This is a genomic window from Azonexus sp., assembly GCF_049652925.1.
Taxonomy (GTDB): Bacteria; Pseudomonadota; Gammaproteobacteria; order Burkholderiales; family Rhodocyclaceae; genus Azonexus.
The window spans coordinates 1-14,570 of record NZ_JBASFI010000032.1; the positions used below are offsets into that span (position 1 = coordinate 1).

General features: G+C 60.9%; 18 protein-coding genes. 3 read left to right on the forward strand and 15 right to left on the reverse strand.

What is annotated here, in order from left to right; translation table 11 throughout:
- Nucleotides 1–331: 331 nt before the first annotated feature.
- The 15 genes from WBK19_RS16210 to WBK19_RS16280 all read right to left on the reverse strand — a co-directional run bounded on the left by WBK19_RS16210 (nucleotide 332) and on the right by WBK19_RS16280 (nucleotide 11,347).
- Entirely contained in the window at nucleotides 332–850 is a 519-nt protein-coding gene (locus WBK19_RS16210; RefSeq protein WP_511291537.1) for a phage virion morphogenesis family protein, read from the reverse strand.
- Between the two features lie 84 nt (nucleotides 851–934).
- Nucleotides 935–2,203, reverse strand: a complete 1,269-nt coding sequence (locus WBK19_RS16215) for a PBECR2 nuclease fold domain-containing protein (RefSeq protein WP_511291539.1) — start codon at nucleotides 2,201–2,203, stop codon at nucleotides 935–937.
- Between the two features lie 167 nt (nucleotides 2,204–2,370).
- A complete protein-coding gene (locus WBK19_RS16220; RefSeq protein WP_511291541.1) occupies nucleotides 2,371–2,700 on the reverse strand; it encodes a hypothetical protein in 330 nt (109 codons plus the stop codon).
- A 173-nt stretch (nucleotides 2,701–2,873) separates the two neighbouring features.
- A complete protein-coding gene (locus WBK19_RS16225; RefSeq protein ID WP_511291543.1) occupies nucleotides 2,874–4,412 on the reverse strand; it encodes a DUF935 domain-containing protein in 1,539 nt (512 codons plus the stop codon).
- Nucleotides 4,399–6,156 (reverse strand): phage terminase large subunit, encoded by a 1,758-nt coding sequence (terL, locus tag WBK19_RS16230; RefSeq protein WP_511291545.1) that lies wholly within the window; start codon nucleotides 6,154–6,156, stop codon nucleotides 4,399–4,401. The genes WBK19_RS16225 and terL overlap by 14 nt, the downstream gene beginning before the upstream one ends.
- Before the next feature lie 2 nt (nucleotides 6,157–6,158).
- Nucleotides 6,159–6,431 (reverse strand): hypothetical protein, encoded by a 273-nt coding sequence (locus tag WBK19_RS16235; RefSeq protein WP_511291547.1) that lies wholly within the window; start codon nucleotides 6,429–6,431, stop codon nucleotides 6,159–6,161.
- A gap of 524 nt (nucleotides 6,432–6,955) precedes the next feature.
- Nucleotides 6,956–7,450, reverse strand: coding sequence for a DUF1804 family protein (locus WBK19_RS16240; RefSeq protein WP_511291549.1), 495 nt, complete (start codon nucleotides 7,448–7,450; stop codon nucleotides 6,956–6,958).
- Between the two features lies 1 nt (nucleotide 7,451).
- On the reverse strand, nucleotides 7,452–7,814 hold the full coding sequence (locus WBK19_RS16245; RefSeq protein WP_511291551.1) for a hypothetical protein: 363 nt from the start codon (nucleotides 7,812–7,814) through the stop codon (nucleotides 7,452–7,454).
- Nucleotides 7,811–8,368: a lysis system i-spanin subunit Rz gene (locus WBK19_RS16250; RefSeq protein ID WP_511291553.1), complete on the reverse strand. Its 558-nt coding sequence runs from the start codon at nucleotides 8,366–8,368 to the stop codon at nucleotides 7,811–7,813. The genes WBK19_RS16245 and WBK19_RS16250 overlap by 4 nt, the downstream gene beginning before the upstream one ends.
- Entirely contained in the window at nucleotides 8,365–8,997 is a 633-nt protein-coding gene (locus WBK19_RS16255; protein ID WP_511291555.1) for a transglycosylase SLT domain-containing protein, read from the reverse strand. Before WBK19_RS16255 ends, WBK19_RS16250 begins: the two co-directional genes overlap by 4 nt.
- On the reverse strand, nucleotides 8,994–9,191 hold the full coding sequence (locus tag WBK19_RS16260; RefSeq protein ID WP_511291557.1) for a hypothetical protein: 198 nt from the start codon (nucleotides 9,189–9,191) through the stop codon (nucleotides 8,994–8,996). The genes WBK19_RS16255 and WBK19_RS16260 overlap by 4 nt, the downstream gene beginning before the upstream one ends.
- The gene (locus tag WBK19_RS16265; protein WP_511291559.1) at nucleotides 9,191–9,553 is read right to left on the reverse strand and encodes a putative holin; all 363 of its coding nucleotides are present in this window, start codon (nucleotides 9,551–9,553) and stop codon (nucleotides 9,191–9,193) included. Before WBK19_RS16265 ends, WBK19_RS16260 begins: the two co-directional genes overlap by 1 nt.
- 164 nt (nucleotides 9,554–9,717) lie before the next feature.
- Entirely contained in the window at nucleotides 9,718–10,149 is a 432-nt protein-coding gene (locus tag WBK19_RS16270) for a hypothetical protein (RefSeq protein ID WP_511291561.1), read from the reverse strand.
- Nucleotides 10,150–10,167: 18 nt separating this feature from the next.
- Nucleotides 10,168–10,926 (reverse strand): hypothetical protein, encoded by a 759-nt coding sequence (locus WBK19_RS16275; protein WP_511291633.1) that lies wholly within the window; start codon nucleotides 10,924–10,926, stop codon nucleotides 10,168–10,170.
- Nucleotides 10,904–11,347, reverse strand: coding sequence for a helix-turn-helix domain-containing protein (locus WBK19_RS16280; RefSeq protein ID WP_511291563.1), 444 nt, complete (start codon nucleotides 11,345–11,347; stop codon nucleotides 10,904–10,906). The genes WBK19_RS16275 and WBK19_RS16280 overlap by 23 nt, the downstream gene beginning before the upstream one ends.
- 106 nt (nucleotides 11,348–11,453) lie before the next feature.
- On the opposite strand from WBK19_RS16280, the gene WBK19_RS16285 reads away from it, so the two are divergent.
- From WBK19_RS16285 to WBK19_RS16295, 3 genes are read left to right on the forward strand one after another with little or no spacing between them, the layout of a single operon-like run.
- Entirely contained in the window at nucleotides 11,454–11,693 is a 240-nt protein-coding gene (locus WBK19_RS16285; protein WP_511291565.1) for a BcepMu_gp16 family phage-derived protein, read from the forward strand.
- Between the two features lie 45 nt (nucleotides 11,694–11,738).
- Nucleotides 11,739–12,905, forward strand: a complete 1,167-nt coding sequence (locus WBK19_RS16290) for an H-NS family nucleoid-associated regulatory protein (RefSeq protein ID WP_511291567.1) — start codon at nucleotides 11,739–11,741, stop codon at nucleotides 12,903–12,905.
- A gap of 3 nt (nucleotides 12,906–12,908) precedes the next feature.
- Nucleotides 12,909–14,567 carry a Mu transposase C-terminal domain-containing protein gene (locus tag WBK19_RS16295; RefSeq protein ID WP_511291569.1) on the forward strand — a complete coding sequence of 553 codons (1,659 nt, stop codon included), beginning with the start codon at nucleotides 12,909–12,911 and terminating at the stop codon, nucleotides 14,565–14,567.
- Nucleotides 14,568–14,570: the final 3 nt, after the last annotated feature.

Genomic DNA, 14,570 nt, shown 5'->3' on the forward strand with positions numbered 1-14,570 from the left:
ACCAAGGCCGAAGAAAAACGCATCGGCTCCGACGACCGTGAAGAGTGGGAAGAACGCAACCGCATCTTTCACGAGGTGCTGATCTCGGCCTGTCCGTCGCGCTGGCTCAAACATTTCCTCTCCATCCAGTAGGGAGGGGGGAGAAATCGGACGGGTTTGAGGGAGATGAAACAAGCCGGGCGGCCCGTGGTTAGTGGGTTTGAGGGCGGCGGGTCGGAATTCTGATTTCCGGACAGTTTTGGGGTAAAAGTGCGGGAATTTATGGGGGAATGTGCGGGAAATTCAGGTGTTGGGTGGGGGAATATCCCTACTTTGAAGGGCGTTTAAAGGGTCATTCAAGACCGTTTATTACCAGGGTGAGGTGATCGGCAATTACGTCGCCGGCCAGTTGTTTATCTGACTCCGGGAAGCCGACCAGGCGGCGGGCGGGTAAGCCGGGGTGATTGACCCGCTTGCGGAACATGCCGCCGAAACTGAGGGCCTTTGCTTTGCGGGCCGTGATCACATGAGCTTTCGATCCGTCCTGGTGGAATATTGCTGGGAAGCCGTCGCCGTGATCGAAGCCGAGGCGCAGGTTATCGACCTGCACCTGGTAGTGGAAATTGGCGAGCATGCGGCCAGTCCGGTTGAGCGGACCGCCTTTTCGGCCACCTGCCGCCAACGTCGACGGCGCCAATTCCTTCCACGCTTCGCCATCGGGATCGAGGCCCTGGGCGTGGCGTTCCTGATTGACGCGGAACAGCGATTCACCAAGGCTGCCGAGCATCTGTTCCGGCGTGGCTATTTCGTGGCGGACCGCCTGCATGATCTTTATCAGGTGGTCGGCTTGAAATTCGATGTCGAATTGCATATAGTGTCCTCGCGGTTCAGTCAGACAGGCTTCGGCCTACTGCCCCATATCTGATCAGCAAAGCGACGCGGCCCCATGGCCGCGTTACTTTTTCCAGATCAGCCGGCCGAGGCGCTGCCGGTCGAAATACTTCTGTTTGCTGGCCGGGAACACCGTGGAACCGGTCCAACCGGTCTTTGACCACTCGAACACGCCAACCCCGTAGCGACCGTCGCCGTCGATCTCGAAGGCTCTCAAGTAGCGACGCTTCAAGCGCCAGTTCCCCGGCTCGGCTGCATCCTTTTCCCAAGCCCACCAGATTTCATCCGGCTCGATCAGCGTCATGGCCAGCAGATTGATGTACTGCAGGCGGTCATTCTTTTCCGGCTCGGCCAGCCACTTGAAATTGTCGCCGGCCTTGTCGCTACCCTTGACGAAGAGCGCCTTGGTGATCGCCAACGAGCTGCCCGCCGCATCGGTAAATGCTGCGCCTTCTTCCAACGTCGCACCGAAGACATCCAGGAAGTCCTTTACCGCCACCTCGGGCGCCGTGTCGGCAGGCAGGATGGCATGCGACGGCACCTTGGTCGGTTTGGGCAGCGCCGGCCGCTCGATGCCGGTTGGCCAGGCCGCCTTGCGATCCTTCAACACCGCGTCGTAACCCTGCAGCGGCGGCACCGTGTGCGGCTCAAGCCAGGCCTTGCCCGGGTTGTAGGCAAAGCCGGGGTCGATTCCTTTCGGCACCTGCACCGTGCGTGGGTTGCTGCCGGTTTTGCCGACGACCTTTTCTTCCCACTCGATGGGCGGCGCTTCGTCGGGGCCGGACTTGCCGGATTTCTCCCATTCGCGCTTGGCTTCGACGCGCGACAGCGAATATTTCTTGCACTTGCAGCCCCAGCCGTTTTGTGGCGTGTGGGTGTTCCACCACGGGTCATCGAGCGGCAGGATCAGGCCGTTCCAGGCCTTGTGTTCAAGGCGCGGGTGCTCGATGCTGGTGTGGCGATACTGTCCATACGGCCGCAGGTGCTTGACGGCCTGCATCTGCTTTTCGCGGCCGGCGTTATAAGACTGGGTGACATTGGTGTCGTAGATGATTTTCGAGCGCCAGCCGGGCGAGCCGTTATGTGCCCAGCCGTGCTTTTTGACGATCTCCGGGAAGGCCTTCTGGAACTCGGCATAGCCGCCGGCTTCTTTGGCCTTGGCAATGGCGTTGTAGAAGTCTTCGACCAGCGAATCCGTAGTGGCGCCAGCCACCACGAAGGCATGCGAGTGCTGTTCCTGCCAAATGTCCGTCCAGCCAGACGACGGCAACTTGATCTTCGACTTGTAGAAGTCGATGGCTTCAGAGAAAGGGAGATTGGCGGGGTTGGCCACGGCTTATCTATTTTCGATGTCGTTGCGCCACCGGAAAAGCCACTGTCTAGCGCGAATCGTAATTCCTAGAATTTGGCTCGATGGTCCAAAGTGCCACCATTCCCAAAAATTAACGGCTATGAGCACAAGCACAGCAATTGGAGTCATCGCAATGATCTTTAACCTGATCATTTCCCTTCCTCAACTGGCGCCAGCCGGCGCAACTGTTCTCGCAGTCCGGAAATCGTGCATGGTTCATCGCCGCATGGTGTTCCTGCATTCATCTGCAGGCCCTCTCCTGCAGAAAATAGGTGCGCAGCAATCAACCGTGCCTGCGGCGACTGATTGCCGCACCACTTGTCTAGGTCATTAACAGCGTCCATGTACCTGTCGGCACGTTCGACATCGGGCGCGCAATCTCTACATCCCTTACGCCTTCCAATGTCGTAGGCAGTCCAGAGCGCCAGGTATATAAAACCAAGCACCATCGCAATCATGACCAGTGTCAAAAGTTTCATCGCACTCTCCTATTCGAAAAAGCAGCCGTCGTAGCAGCCCCAAAAGTCATACCGTGTCGCGCCATCAGGACCGAGTCCATGTTTGTTTAGCTTCCTCGGGTAGGCGTCATCAAGGGCTTGTCGTGCAGCTTTTGCATAGGCTGTATTGCACATCCAGCCCGATAGATATTTCTTCATTTCCCTTCATCAACCTCAACCCGCCCCGCCAAATGCGCCGCCATCAGACCATTGGCCAGCGCTTCAGCCCATTTCGGATCAGCCCGCAGCGCCTCGATCTTCTCCAGCGCCGCGTCGAAGCTGCCGGCCTCGGCGACGATGGCTGATACCTGTTGAATCACCTGCTGTTCGAAGGGTGCGCAGAGCTGCGCCAGTTGGCTGGTGAAGGCGCTCGTGATGTCTTCGCCGGTCAGTGCGGCCAGCCGGGTCAGCGCCGCGTCGGGCGCCGCTGGCGCCGGGGTTTTGCCGCTGGCCTTGAGTAGCTCGGCGCCTTCCTTGGCGCGGGGAATCTGCATGATCTTGTGGGCGTAGTCGACGTCGATCTCCATGCCCATGCTCGCAGCCTTGTCGAGCACGTCGACCATCTTGGCTTGGTCTGGCGTTTCCTCGGTCAGGTGGGTGAAGGTCGGCACGCGGTCGGGCGGGAACATGCCGTTGATCAGCGCGATCCGCCTGACTACTTGGCTATCCGTCGTCGGGTCGATCTGAGTCACATCGTGCAGCAGTATTTTGCGCAGTTCCTCTTTGTAGGGAACCACGCCCAAGGTATTGGTGGCCGTCTTGCCGTCGGCATGGCTGGTCAGCATGCCGCCGAGAATGGCGGTTGACTGCTTTTTCTCCCAGTAAGCGATGGCGCTTAGGAAGTCATCGACCGTGCCGGTCTTGGTCGCCTGGACGAACTCGATTTCCATGGTGCTCGGCACCACACCAGCGCCATCGTTGCCGATGTTGCGCACGGCCTTGAGCAGCTGGTCGCGCTGCTTGGGATCGATACCGGCCGGATACTTGCCGAGGCGCAGCGGCAGGCCGTACTTCTCCAGGAATTTCTGCATGTCCAGCGTGTTGAACGACTTGTAGGCATAGGCCCAGCCGATGACGCGGAACAAAGCGGCCTGCTCGATGTAGCCGGACAGCGCCCGGTGCTGGTGAATGACCCAGCCGCCTTCGCGCAGCGACTCGGGCTGGCCGTTCTTGACATACTTGAGCTCGCCGGTCTTGTTGTCGATCTGGAACTCGGTTTGCGGCACCCACAGAAAGCCCTTCGGATACCAGGTGCTGCCGGTCTGCCAGTCGATCTCGTGGCAGGCCAGACCCTTGCCGATACCGTCGGTCAGGTCGTACTGCATGCCCTCGAAACCCGGCACCTTGCGCAGGATGTCATCCAGTTCGGCCGTGCGGTCGATTTCGCTCTGCGTCGCGTCATCCTTCGGCGTCAGTTTCCAGCCCAGCCCGGTCACCGCCCGGCGGCGCTTGGCCATTTCGGCGAAGACGTGCGTGTCGTGCTGCTCGATCAGGTTGAACAGCCGCGCCTGGTCGGTGATATAGCCCTGGTCAGCCTGGGCGAAGGCGGCAGCGAGGCGCGACGGGTCGAGGGTCTGCACCGACAGGTAATTGGCCGTGTCGCCGGCCGTCGAACGCGGGCCGGCCTGCAGGGCATTCATCCCGCGCTTGGCTACATTAGCCAGCGCTGCCTTGATCTCTTTAATCATCGTCATCCCAATCGTCGAAATTGTTGCCAGCCGTGCTGTGGTTCCGGTCGCGCCGCGAACTTGCCGCCGAGGTATAGAGCCAATCGCCGGCAAAGGTCTGCGCCCGCTTCCAGAGCATTTCGAGCGCATCAGGGCCGTCGTCGTGATCCGCTTCCGGGTAGAACTTGAGTTGCTCGATCAGCGCCGTCTGGCTGCGGTGCAGGCGAATCTGGCCATTCGAGGCATAAGGCTGCAGCGACATGATCGCCAAATCCTTATCGCGGCCGGTTTCGCCCGGGTAGGCCGGGAAAGCGATGCCGGCCAGCGCCGCCCGCTTGATCAACTCGGTATAGAGAAACTCCTGAAAGGCAATCGCCTCGACCGTCCATGCCAGGCAGCGGTATTCCCGCTGGAATTCGATGGCGCGGGCGATGATCAGGTCAGGCACCTTGCGCGAAATGTCCGCCTCGACCACATCGAGCACCATCTTTTCCCGGTTCAGGCCGCCGATCAGGATGGCCGACGGATCGCGCTTGCGGTTGGCCTTGCCGAGCGACGGATCGAGCGCGCCGAAGAACAGCCAGTCGGCCCGCCGATCCACCCAGAACTGGATATTCTTGAACGGCGCCGTGTCATCGTTGCCGGCTTCGTTTTGCTGTTCCTGGTTGAACGCATCGTGGTCGCTGGCGTACATGCAGTACAGCCGGTAGAGCGGCCGCACGTCCGGCCACGACAGCACGGCGCCGGCATCCATCGCTTCCTTGTTGGTCTCGTAGAAAGCCAGCGCATCCGCTTCGGCCTGCGCCTGGGCGCCGTCCTCATCGCTGGCCGAGGCTGAGGTGTAGATGCCTTCCCACTGCTCCCAGAGGTCAAGGCGATCCGGCCAGGCCATGATCGACTTGAACACCTTGCGCCGCCAGCCCGGCTTGCGCGACACGCGGTTGATCGCCGCGTCGTAATGCAGCGAGGTGCCAACCCAGAAGATATCCAGCCCGCCGGCCGGCCCGGCCAGACCGACCACGGCCTTGATCACGAAGTTTTCGACGGCGTCGCGCTGATCCTTGTTGCGCACGTTGTCGTCGTTCTCGAGATCGTCGAGGAAGATCAGCCCCGGCCGGTGTGGGCCATGGCGCATGCCGCGCATCTTCTTGCCCGAGCCGCCGACGCGTACCTTGATGCCGTTGGCCGTATGGATCGTCGCCGCCTGCCAGACGCGACCACGGCCGACCGCCTTGGGAAAGTCGGCCGCCAGGCGCGGGTTGCTGTCCAGCTCGGCCTTGATCGCTTCGAGCATTTCAATCGACTGCTCCAGCGTGTTCATGATGATGCCGATCAGCCACTTTCGCGCCTTCGGGCTGGCGTGCGGCACCAGCTCGGCCAGGTAGTTGGCGCGGCAGATGCACCACAGCGAGCCGAGCTGGGTTTCGTAGGTCGACTTTGCCTCCCCGCGTGGCGCCTGATGCACCTCGCGGGCATCGGTCGCCCCGTCGATCCGCTCCGGGAAGCATTGGAAAATGAACTGATGGAACAGCGAGAAATGCGGCGTCGGCACGTAGTGCGGGAAATAGGTCTTGCAGAAGAATTCGTAATCGACCACGGCCCGCTCGCGCCGCGCCTTGCTGGCGGCTGGATCGATGGGGAAAGCCTCGCACTCGAGTTCGATGGTCTGACGCAGTTCCTCAGAGAACAACTCCATGCGGCGCTGGAAGTCGCCGAGGTTCTTGACCTCGGTCAGGTCTTCGTAGTCGTCGGACCAGTCGAATTCACGCATGGTCAGCAATCCTCAAGTCCGGCGCGGCTTCCGCCGTCGCAATCGCTGTCATCGGGCTGCGGCGGAACAGTGGCGACCAGCGCCTCAACAGCTTTTACGATGTCATCGATTTCGAATTCGCGGCGATAGTCGCCGAGCGCACTGCGGACACGCCTAATTCCAGTTTCCCAGCGATCCTTCCTGACGACCTTCCCGTCGGCGCGGAACTCAAGGTCTTCGACATTGGCGTCGCAGAATTCCGGCAGGCGGATATCGCGTTCGGTGACTTTACGCATGGCTTAGTCGCACGACGAACAGGAACCACTATCGGAACTAGACGAACTTGACCCGCTGTCACTACTTGAGCTGCCGCAGTGACTCCCGCTGTCGTAATCGGTAGAGCGTGACGTGCAGTCGCTATGTGTTGGCGTGCTCGAATGCCACATCGGGCTGGTAAGCCCAATCGGATTCATGGGGTTCAACAAATCATTGCTATCGTCACGTCTTGCCGTTCCGGTTGCTGTTGCATGACCTGTTGCGCGCGACGAATTTATAGGCGCGGCCTGATGTTTCTGTTGTTCCTGCTTTTTGCGGCGGAACATCGCTTTCAGCTTTTCGAACATGATCATTCCTTCACTTCTTTGGCTTATTTTTACGACGTGCTTTCCGCTGGGCCTTGTATTTCGCCCGCCTCTCCGCTGCACCCGCTTTGCTTGACAGAGTTCCAAAATCGCCGCGACTTCCTTCGAATTGAACGGTCGACATAGAACGCGACATAGCGCCCGCCATCGCACCGAGTAGAGCCAATGCCAGCGTGCTTTTACGCATACCGTTTCCCCAGAATCCCGCCGATATCCTCAACGTGCGGCTGCAGCGCCCGCAGTGCGGCCGGGTCGGTCTTCTTGAGATACTCGGCAATGACCTTGAGCGTATCGAGCGCCACCGACAGCCCGGAAAACTGCGGGTTCAAGCGCCCGAAGGCCTTGCTGAACTTGGCGTAGCCGTCGGCCAACTGGGCGAGCAGTGCGGCCTTGTCGCTGGCTGGAATCTTGGCTTCTTCCAGCTCCCGCGTCGTGGTGATCACCTGGCGGGCGAAATCTTCGACCAGTTGCTTGTTGAGCTCGTCCATGCCCTGGTCGCTGATCCGGTAGGCGGCGCGGGCCGTGTCCCAGTCGTCGCCCTTGGCCTTGGCGCGGGTTTTCCAGTCGCGGGCCGTGTCATAGCTGACGCCGCAGGTGATCGCGGCGCCGTTGAGCGGCATGCCCTCGATGTAGAGCTGGCGAACGCGTTCGCGCGTCTCCTGGCTGTGGGCCATGTCAGAAGCGCTTGATCAGTTCGACGGCAGCGGCCGCCAGGGCGCCGCCGACACCGCCGCCGAGGGCGCTGAGCTTGGCCGTCTTCTCGATCAGGCGCTTGTCTTCGGCTTCCAGGTTGGTCACTCGCGTGCCCAGGCCGTCGATGCGCTTGCCGACGCTCGTTTCCAGATTGTCGATGCGCTGGCCGAGGTTGTCCTCGATGCGCGTCATGCGTTCGCCCTGCGCCTGCTCAAGCCGACGGATGTCGCCCTTGATGTCTTCGATCCGGGCGGTCAGCCCCTGGTGCATGGATTGCACGGCGCCGGTCAATTGGCCGATGCTGTGCATGACCTGGGCGTGGTCGGCTGGTGCGTTGGTGTTCATGGTTCCCCCTGGGGCTGGTTAATCTGGCGGTCGGCGATGACCACGGCCTGGCAGGCCGTCAATTGATGCACTACGGTGTCGGCCTCGTTGGCGAGTCCGACAAGAAATTCAGCAGCCGCTGTTGAAAGTTCGCCGAACGTGGCTGCATCACATCCGGCGGCGGCGGTGGCAGTTGGGCTGGCTGGATCGCCAATGGCTGGCGGGCGGCTGGCAAGTTCGATGCGCAGCCGGCGATGGCCAGCGCGCAGATCAGCCACAGTGCGTTCATGCAGGGCTTTTTCATGGCTGAGGTTCTCCTGATAGGTTTGCGAGGCGGCGGCAATGTCTTTGGCGGCGCGCTGCTCTTTTTGCCGGGCCTCGTCTTCAAGCTCGACGATGCGGGCATTGGCGGCGACCAGCTCGGTGTTTTCACGCTGCAGCCAGGCGGCGCGCTCGGCGGTCTGGCCCTGCTCGTAGCGATGATTGCCATAGGACTTGATCGTGGTGAACACGATGCCGACCAGCAAGCTGGCGACCAGCCCACTGACGACCGCCTTGATCCATTCCGGGTTCATGCGCCCACCGCCCGGCCCCAGATGCGATAACGCGGCTGGATCAGATTGAGAATGCGCTGCGGGTAGCCGAGGTTTTCACGGCAGTGGCTGGCATGGCGCCGGGCTTTCCCGCAGGCTTTGTCGATGCTCTCCCGCCCCTTTGACGGACGCACCGTAGCTGCCTCAGCCTGCCAGTGACCCAGCCCGCCGTTATAGGCGCGCAGGGCGGCCCACCAGCGGTCGAATTCGGATTCGCCATTGACCCGGGCATACAGCCAGCGGTCGTAACCGATCATGGCGCGCATTGCCCAGGCCGGATTGTTCGGCTGGCAAGCGGCGCCGGCCGTGCCGATCTGCTCGCACCACCAGATGGCCGTCGCCGGCATGAACTGCGCCATGCCCTTGGCCCCAACCTGCGACACGGCCTGCGGGTTCCAGCCGCTCTCCTGATGAATCTGCGCGGCAAACATCGGGATCGGTGCATCCAGCCCGGCCTCGGCATGGGCGATGCGTGTGAGCTGCGCCCGGTAACGGTCGGCCTCGGCCGCATTGGCCGCGCCTGCTGCCAGAAAAGCCAGCTCGACCAGCCAGAAAGCCGCAATGAACCACAGCACCCAGCCGGTGCGCCGCACGGGTAATTTGAGTCTCATGATTTCAGCCCTCGCAATTGCGCCAGCCGAGCCAGGTATTCGTTATCGATCCGCCGCGCCTCGATGGCCAGCAGATGCGGCTTGTGCACAGCCATCGCCGCTTCCAGATCGCGCTGGGTGCCGGCATTGGCAATGGCGCGTGAAGCGATCTCGGCATGCACCGCCGACGTATACGAGGTGGCTGGCAGGGACATCAGGCGCCGAGGCCAATGGCCAGCATGGCGGCAGCGACGATGATGGCGCGGCGCAGCATGCACATGGCGAAAACAAAACCATCGCCATCGACCACATCGCAGGGGATGACCTTGCAGTTGCAATCGCCCAACTCGCACAGATCGATGTCGGCCTCATCGAGCGGCGTAATCGTCTCCATGAACGAGTCAGGCCGGGCGTAGGGGAACAGCGAGCGATCCAGCCAGTAACCGACAATGCCGGCCATGCTGATCAACGACAGCTTGTAGAGACTGACCGGCAACTGCTGCGGGTACAACAGGCCGATGACGGCAAGCAGCAGAACGGTGAGAACCAGCCACCAGAAAAGGCGGGGTAGTTGCATGGCGAAACCTCCGGAAAAGATCGTCGAATGGACGATTGGAGGTTACGCTGGGGTGCTACATGGGGTTAGGCTGGAAACGTTTCCAGCCAGGCTATCAGGGGGAGTGAGGCGGGTTGATCCGGGTTATGGATTTGGGCTGTTTTTCCGGTTGACCGTGGGAGTCGTTATTTGCATTCACGGACGGCCGCATCGTATTTCGGTCGGCTTGTCCAGTATCCAGTTTCCATTACCTCAATCGGCCCGCTGGATAGATGCACGGCCGCTAGTACGCAGTAGCGCAGCGGCGAATTGTTAATGATTTTTTTCTGGTCGTCCGATAGGTCGTTGTAGCCGTTGACAATGGCTATTGTCGACTCGGCCAATGCGAGAGCCGTCGGCCTGTCGCCCGTCGTTTGAGCCTTCTCAAGTTGCTCGGCGAGCGGCCGCATCCTTGTTTTATAGGCGCCGGCCTCGGTGCTATCGAAAAGCGCCGTCGCGTTCTCTCCAATCCAACCTGTTATGCCAAGCACAGTCAATACGGCTAGAACAAAAACAGCGATCTGCTTCCATTTCGGCCAGTGGCCTATTCCAAACGGGTCTTTGTCGTTTTCCGTCATTTTGTGATTCTTCGTTGTTTATTTGACGGTGGTTACCGCCGGGAACAGGCCATAGCTTCTACCGTTTTTGACGCGCTGGATGTCGCCAATGACTTCGCCATAGTACATGGCATATCGAAAACGCTCGATGTCGATGTCTGGCAAGCCCTTGGCCAGAATGGACTGGACGATTCCAGGCCGGCTTTTGATGATGGGCAGAACGGCATCCATCACTCCGGTGTAATAAGGGTCGGCTTGCAGCAGGGCGGTCTGCAGGTCGTCGAATGCCGCGCGGGCGTCCGGCAGCGCATTCTCTTCTCGCATGCGGTAGCCGATGCCGCGTAGCTCTTCGCGCGCTCGCTCAAAATCGAGGCGCCGCCAGTGACTTCGTACCGTATCGAGTTGGCGTTGCCAGTAGTCATCAGCCTCGGCGCCGGTTTCGATCCCTGTGGCTTTGGCTCTTAGTTTGGATGCCAGTTGCGGGTGTACCGCCGATATCTGCCGCGCCATGCTGCGTAACCACGACTGGGCCGTCTGGCTGGCCGACGATATCTGCGTTCTTGTGACGACATCCCCGATGGCGTTATCGATGGCCCCGCGCTCAGCGCAGGTCAAGGCGGTATTCCACCAGTCACTTAGTTTGAAATGAGCGACAAGCCCGTACCCATCGTCATTTGATGACGTGGTCGTGATGTGCAGATTCTGGATGTAGAAGGTGTTGTTGCCGCCAATGCTGGTGCTGTTGATATCGCCGATTGCTGCTATGCCGCCACTTCTAGCCGATGCTTTGGGTGCCATTCTTCGCCTTGTTGATGATCTTGCCACCTGCAGCCTGGGCGCCGCGCCCGTTCGCTGTGACGGTTATCTGGCTTTGGGTTGCAGCCTTTTCTTTGATCTTCTTCTGAATTGCGACCGGGCCTGATTCATTCAGGACGAAGGCCAGTGTGCGTTTTTTGGTAACCGGGTCGAGCGCTCGATATCCGTCGAGCAGCACCTGTTCGTCTGCGGCAAGCGCATTCGATGATCTGTCGCCAGTGATGACGTACTGCGCATCGCAGCCCTCGCCAGCAATGGCCGAGAGAAACAGGGCTCCGGGGTCGCGCTCGTTTCCTTCGTACATCTTGAGCGCCGAGACACCAATTCCCCCCAGTTCGGCAAAAACCGCCTGAGTCATTTTTAGTCTTTTTCGCTCTTCTCGAAGTCTTTCACCAATAGCCACAAAAACACCCCTAAATTTGTTGACATAGCCACGAACGTGGCTAATAATGAATTGTCTTGAACGAAATGCAACAACAGATCACGGCGTTAAAAAGGAGTGAATAAAAGTGAAAGAAAACGAAAGGCTAGCACAAGTGAATGACCGGATAAAGCGCGGTGGCATCACTCAAGCCGAAATTTCCCGTCGCCTTGAAGTGCCCCAATCGACCGTTAGCAAAGTGCTTAGCGGGTCCATGCCTGGCCGTCGCGGCAACGCTCGCAAGGTTGCCGTCGCCCTGGGTGTGATCGACGGAAGCCTGGACGTGAGCATTGACGATGTTCTGGTCGGCTTGAAGCCCGCCGCCTGAGGTTGTCCCCAGTAATGACAAACAACATGAAAAAGGAGTTTTATCGTGAGCCTTGAAATCAAATACCGCCATCCGTTCAATCACGACCTGACCTGGTCGGGCCGGGGCAAGGCACCGAAGTGGTACGACCACGCGCTGGAAAACGGCTTGACCGAAGAGGCGCTTCGGGTCGAAAGCCAGGCCGTTGTCGTTTCCGGTGATTCCGATATTGATCTCGGTATCGGCGATGTCACCACGCCGACCGTCGTCATCGCCGCTGAGTCGACAGGGTCGGCGCTGGTTCGCCTCGACGATCTCGCCGTGCATGTCGGCGTGCTGACCAAGAACACCGATGAGCTGCTGGTCATTGCGGCGGATTCGCTGAATATGGCGGCGCTGGCGTTCGTTCGTGCCGGGGTCGCTTTTCTCCAGATACAGGAGAATTTTTCTCAGTCCGAACGCTCGGACTCGGGAAATTCCGAACGCTTTGTTGACTGGATCGAACAGCAGGGAATCCCGAAGCAGCGTTTTTACGAGGCCATTTCGGCTGCCAAGTTTGTCATGCGCCTGCCGGCTGCCGAGGTGGGAAAGGCTGTAGCGATGGGGAAAAGCCGGCTCATGCTGCTCGCATCTCTCCCGCAGGAAGTTATCGACCAGGCGGCCGAGTCCGGCAATGACCTGGTCGACAAGGCCGACATGATGACGGTCAGGGAACTCAAGGAAGAAATCCGCCGGCTCGAACGTGCCGCCAAGAACATGGATGCCGAGATTGAGCGCAAGGATAGCCAGGTCAAGCGACTTTCCGAGGCCAAGAAGCGGACCACGGATTTCCTGCTGCGCACCGAAGAGCTGCGCGAAGAATGCATGGCCCTGCAACTGGGCGCCGAGTTGCCTTTGAACAGTCTTCGCAGGCTGTTTGACGACACGGAAATCAGCGGTTCGGAAGGCTTTCTGCAGGCGGAAACGATCTGGATCGCCGTCAATGCCATCGCCTCCCGGGCGCTTGATCTGATCCAGCACATCCGCGACTGCGGCCCGGAGAGCCTGCCGGATCGCCCGCAAGCCAAGCACCTGCTCGGGCCGGAAGAAGCAGCCCGCTGGCTGGCCGATTACCCGCTGATCGAAAACCGCTTCGAGGGCGAAAAGGCCCTGCGCGAATCGCGTCGTGAAGCCGCTCGTCCGCGCGGCCCCGGCCGCCCCAAGGGTTCCGGCAGCAAGGCCGGCGAGGAATAAGCCATGCGAGGCAGTGCGATGGTCAAACAGATTGGAGTGGCCAGGGGGCCGGTGGTGGTGATGCCGACCGCCCAGGTGCTGGCCTTGCGCCAGCGCGATCCCTGGCGTGAAGCAACGGATCGGGCGCGCCAGGTGGCCTTGTGCCGTGAGTCGGTGGTTTGTTATGTCCAGGCCTTGACCGATAGCGGCGTGACGCAGAACAACGCGGTCGGCCTGCTGCTCGAACGCGGCCGGGCTGGCAACCTGCCATCCCACGTCGCCATCGCCTTGCTTGGCACTGCCCGGGGCGAGCGCAGCGCGCCATCACGCTCGGCGGTTTGCGACTGGTGTGCGCTCTACCGCGAAGGCGGCATCAGCGCCCTGCTGCCCGATCACAAGGGGCGCGTCGTCGAGGTCGCCGGCTGGTGGGGGCCGGCGCTGGAGTACTTCAACGCGCCGAGCAAGCCGGACATGTCGGCCGTACATCGCCGGCTGGTCGAGGTCGATCACTTCGCTGTCAGTTACGACCAGGTGCGCGGTTACCTGACCGGCGTGCCGGCCATGTACGGTCGCAACAGCCCGGCCCGTATCGGCAAGAACCTCTACAAGCTGACCGAGAAGGCCTTCATTCGCCGCTCGGTGCTGGCCGCACTGCCCGGCGACATCCTCGCCGCCGACGGCTACTGCGCCGACGTGTATCTGGCCCACCCGCTGACCGGCGGGCTGTGGCGGCCCGAGCTGACGGTGTGCATCGACGTGCGCAGCGGCTTTGTTCCCTACTGGCGCGCCGACGAGCACGAAGGCACTTACGCCGTGCAGAACATGTGGGCCGAGACTTTCACGCGCTGGAACCACACGCCGATCTTCCTCTACGTCGACAACGGTTCGGGCCACAAGAACCGCCTGATGAGTGACGAGAACATCGGCTTCTACAAGCGGGCCGGCATTGTCGAGATCATTCACGCGCTGCCCGGCAACCCGCACGGCAAGGGCTGGATCGAACGCTTCTTCCGCTCGATGAAGGATGACTTCCTCAAGCTGGAATTCCCGGCCTTCTACTGCGGCTCGGACGCCTCGTCGGATGCGCTCAAGCATGTGGTCAACGAAGTCCGCGCTGGTCGGCTGGAGGCGCCGAGCCTGGCCGAGTTCACCGAGAAGTTCAATGCCTGGCTGATGCGTTACCACGGCCGGCCATCGCCAGCCGAGCCGCGCCGCACGCGGGCCGAGGTGTGGGGCGAGCTGCAGCCGATCCCGCCGGCCGACAGCGTCAAGGAACTCAAGCGCCAGGCAACGGAACTGACGGTGCGCCGTGCCTCGGTCAAGCACTACCGGCGCGAATACGGTCACCCGGACCTGCACGCATTCAACGGACAGAAGCTGGTCATGGAATACGACCTGGTCGATGCCAGCTTCGCCGTCATGCGCACGCTGGACGGCCGCTGGATATGCGACGCGCCGCTGATCAAGGCCATCGACGTGATCGCCCCGAACCGGCTCGAAGAAGCCCGCCAGATGCGCGCCGACAACGCCATCAAGCGCCTGGAAAAGAAGATGGTCGAGCAGCAAGCCCGTGCCGGCCGGGTCATCGACGCCGAGGCGATTGCCGACGCGGCGAGCCTGGAAGGCCATTCCACCCGCCTGCTGGCCGAAGACGCCAGCGACGAAATCGATATTTTTGACTAAGGG

What these genes read in the sequence shown, in the direction of transcription:
- WBK19_RS16275 (WP_511291633.1), bottom strand. Translation starts at nt 10,926, where the DNA reads ATGGCACCCAAAGCATCGGCTAGAAGTGGCGGCATAGCAGCAATCGGC.
- WBK19_RS16295 (WP_511291569.1), top strand. Translation starts at nt 12,909, where the DNA reads ATGCGAGGCAGTGCGATGGTCAAACAGATTGGAGTGGCCAGGGGGCCG.
- WBK19_RS16235 (WP_511291547.1), bottom strand. Translation starts at nt 6,431, where the DNA reads ATGCGTAAAGTCACCGAACGCGATATCCGCCTGCCGGAATTCTGCGAC.
- WBK19_RS16260 (WP_511291557.1), bottom strand. Translation starts at nt 9,191, where the DNA reads ATGTCCCTGCCAGCCACCTCGTATACGTCGGCGGTGCATGCCGAGATC.
- terL (WP_511291545.1), bottom strand. Translation starts at nt 6,156, where the DNA reads ATGCGTGAATTCGACTGGTCCGACGACTACGAAGACCTGACCGAGGTC.
- WBK19_RS16265 (WP_511291559.1), bottom strand. Translation starts at nt 9,553, where the DNA reads ATGCAACTACCCCGCCTTTTCTGGTGGCTGGTTCTCACCGTTCTGCTG.
- WBK19_RS16255 (WP_511291555.1), bottom strand. Translation starts at nt 8,997, where the DNA reads ATGAGACTCAAATTACCCGTGCGGCGCACCGGCTGGGTGCTGTGGTTC.
- WBK19_RS16240 (WP_511291549.1), bottom strand. Translation starts at nt 7,450, where the DNA reads ATGGCCCACAGCCAGGAGACGCGCGAACGCGTTCGCCAGCTCTACATC.
- WBK19_RS16220 (WP_511291541.1), bottom strand. Translation starts at nt 2,700, where the DNA reads ATGAAACTTTTGACACTGGTCATGATTGCGATGGTGCTTGGTTTTATA.
- WBK19_RS16245 (WP_511291551.1), bottom strand. Translation starts at nt 7,814, where the DNA reads ATGAACACCAACGCACCAGCCGACCACGCCCAGGTCATGCACAGCATC.
- WBK19_RS16210 (WP_511291537.1), bottom strand. Translation starts at nt 850, where the DNA reads ATGCAATTCGACATCGAATTTCAAGCCGACCACCTGATAAAGATCATG.
- WBK19_RS16225 (WP_511291543.1), bottom strand. Translation starts at nt 4,412, where the DNA reads ATGACGATGATTAAAGAGATCAAGGCAGCGCTGGCTAATGTAGCCAAG.
- WBK19_RS16250 (WP_511291553.1), bottom strand. Translation starts at nt 8,368, where the DNA reads ATGAACCCGGAATGGATCAAGGCGGTCGTCAGTGGGCTGGTCGCCAGC.
- WBK19_RS16270 (WP_511291561.1), bottom strand. Translation starts at nt 10,149, where the DNA reads ATGACGGAAAACGACAAAGACCCGTTTGGAATAGGCCACTGGCCGAAA.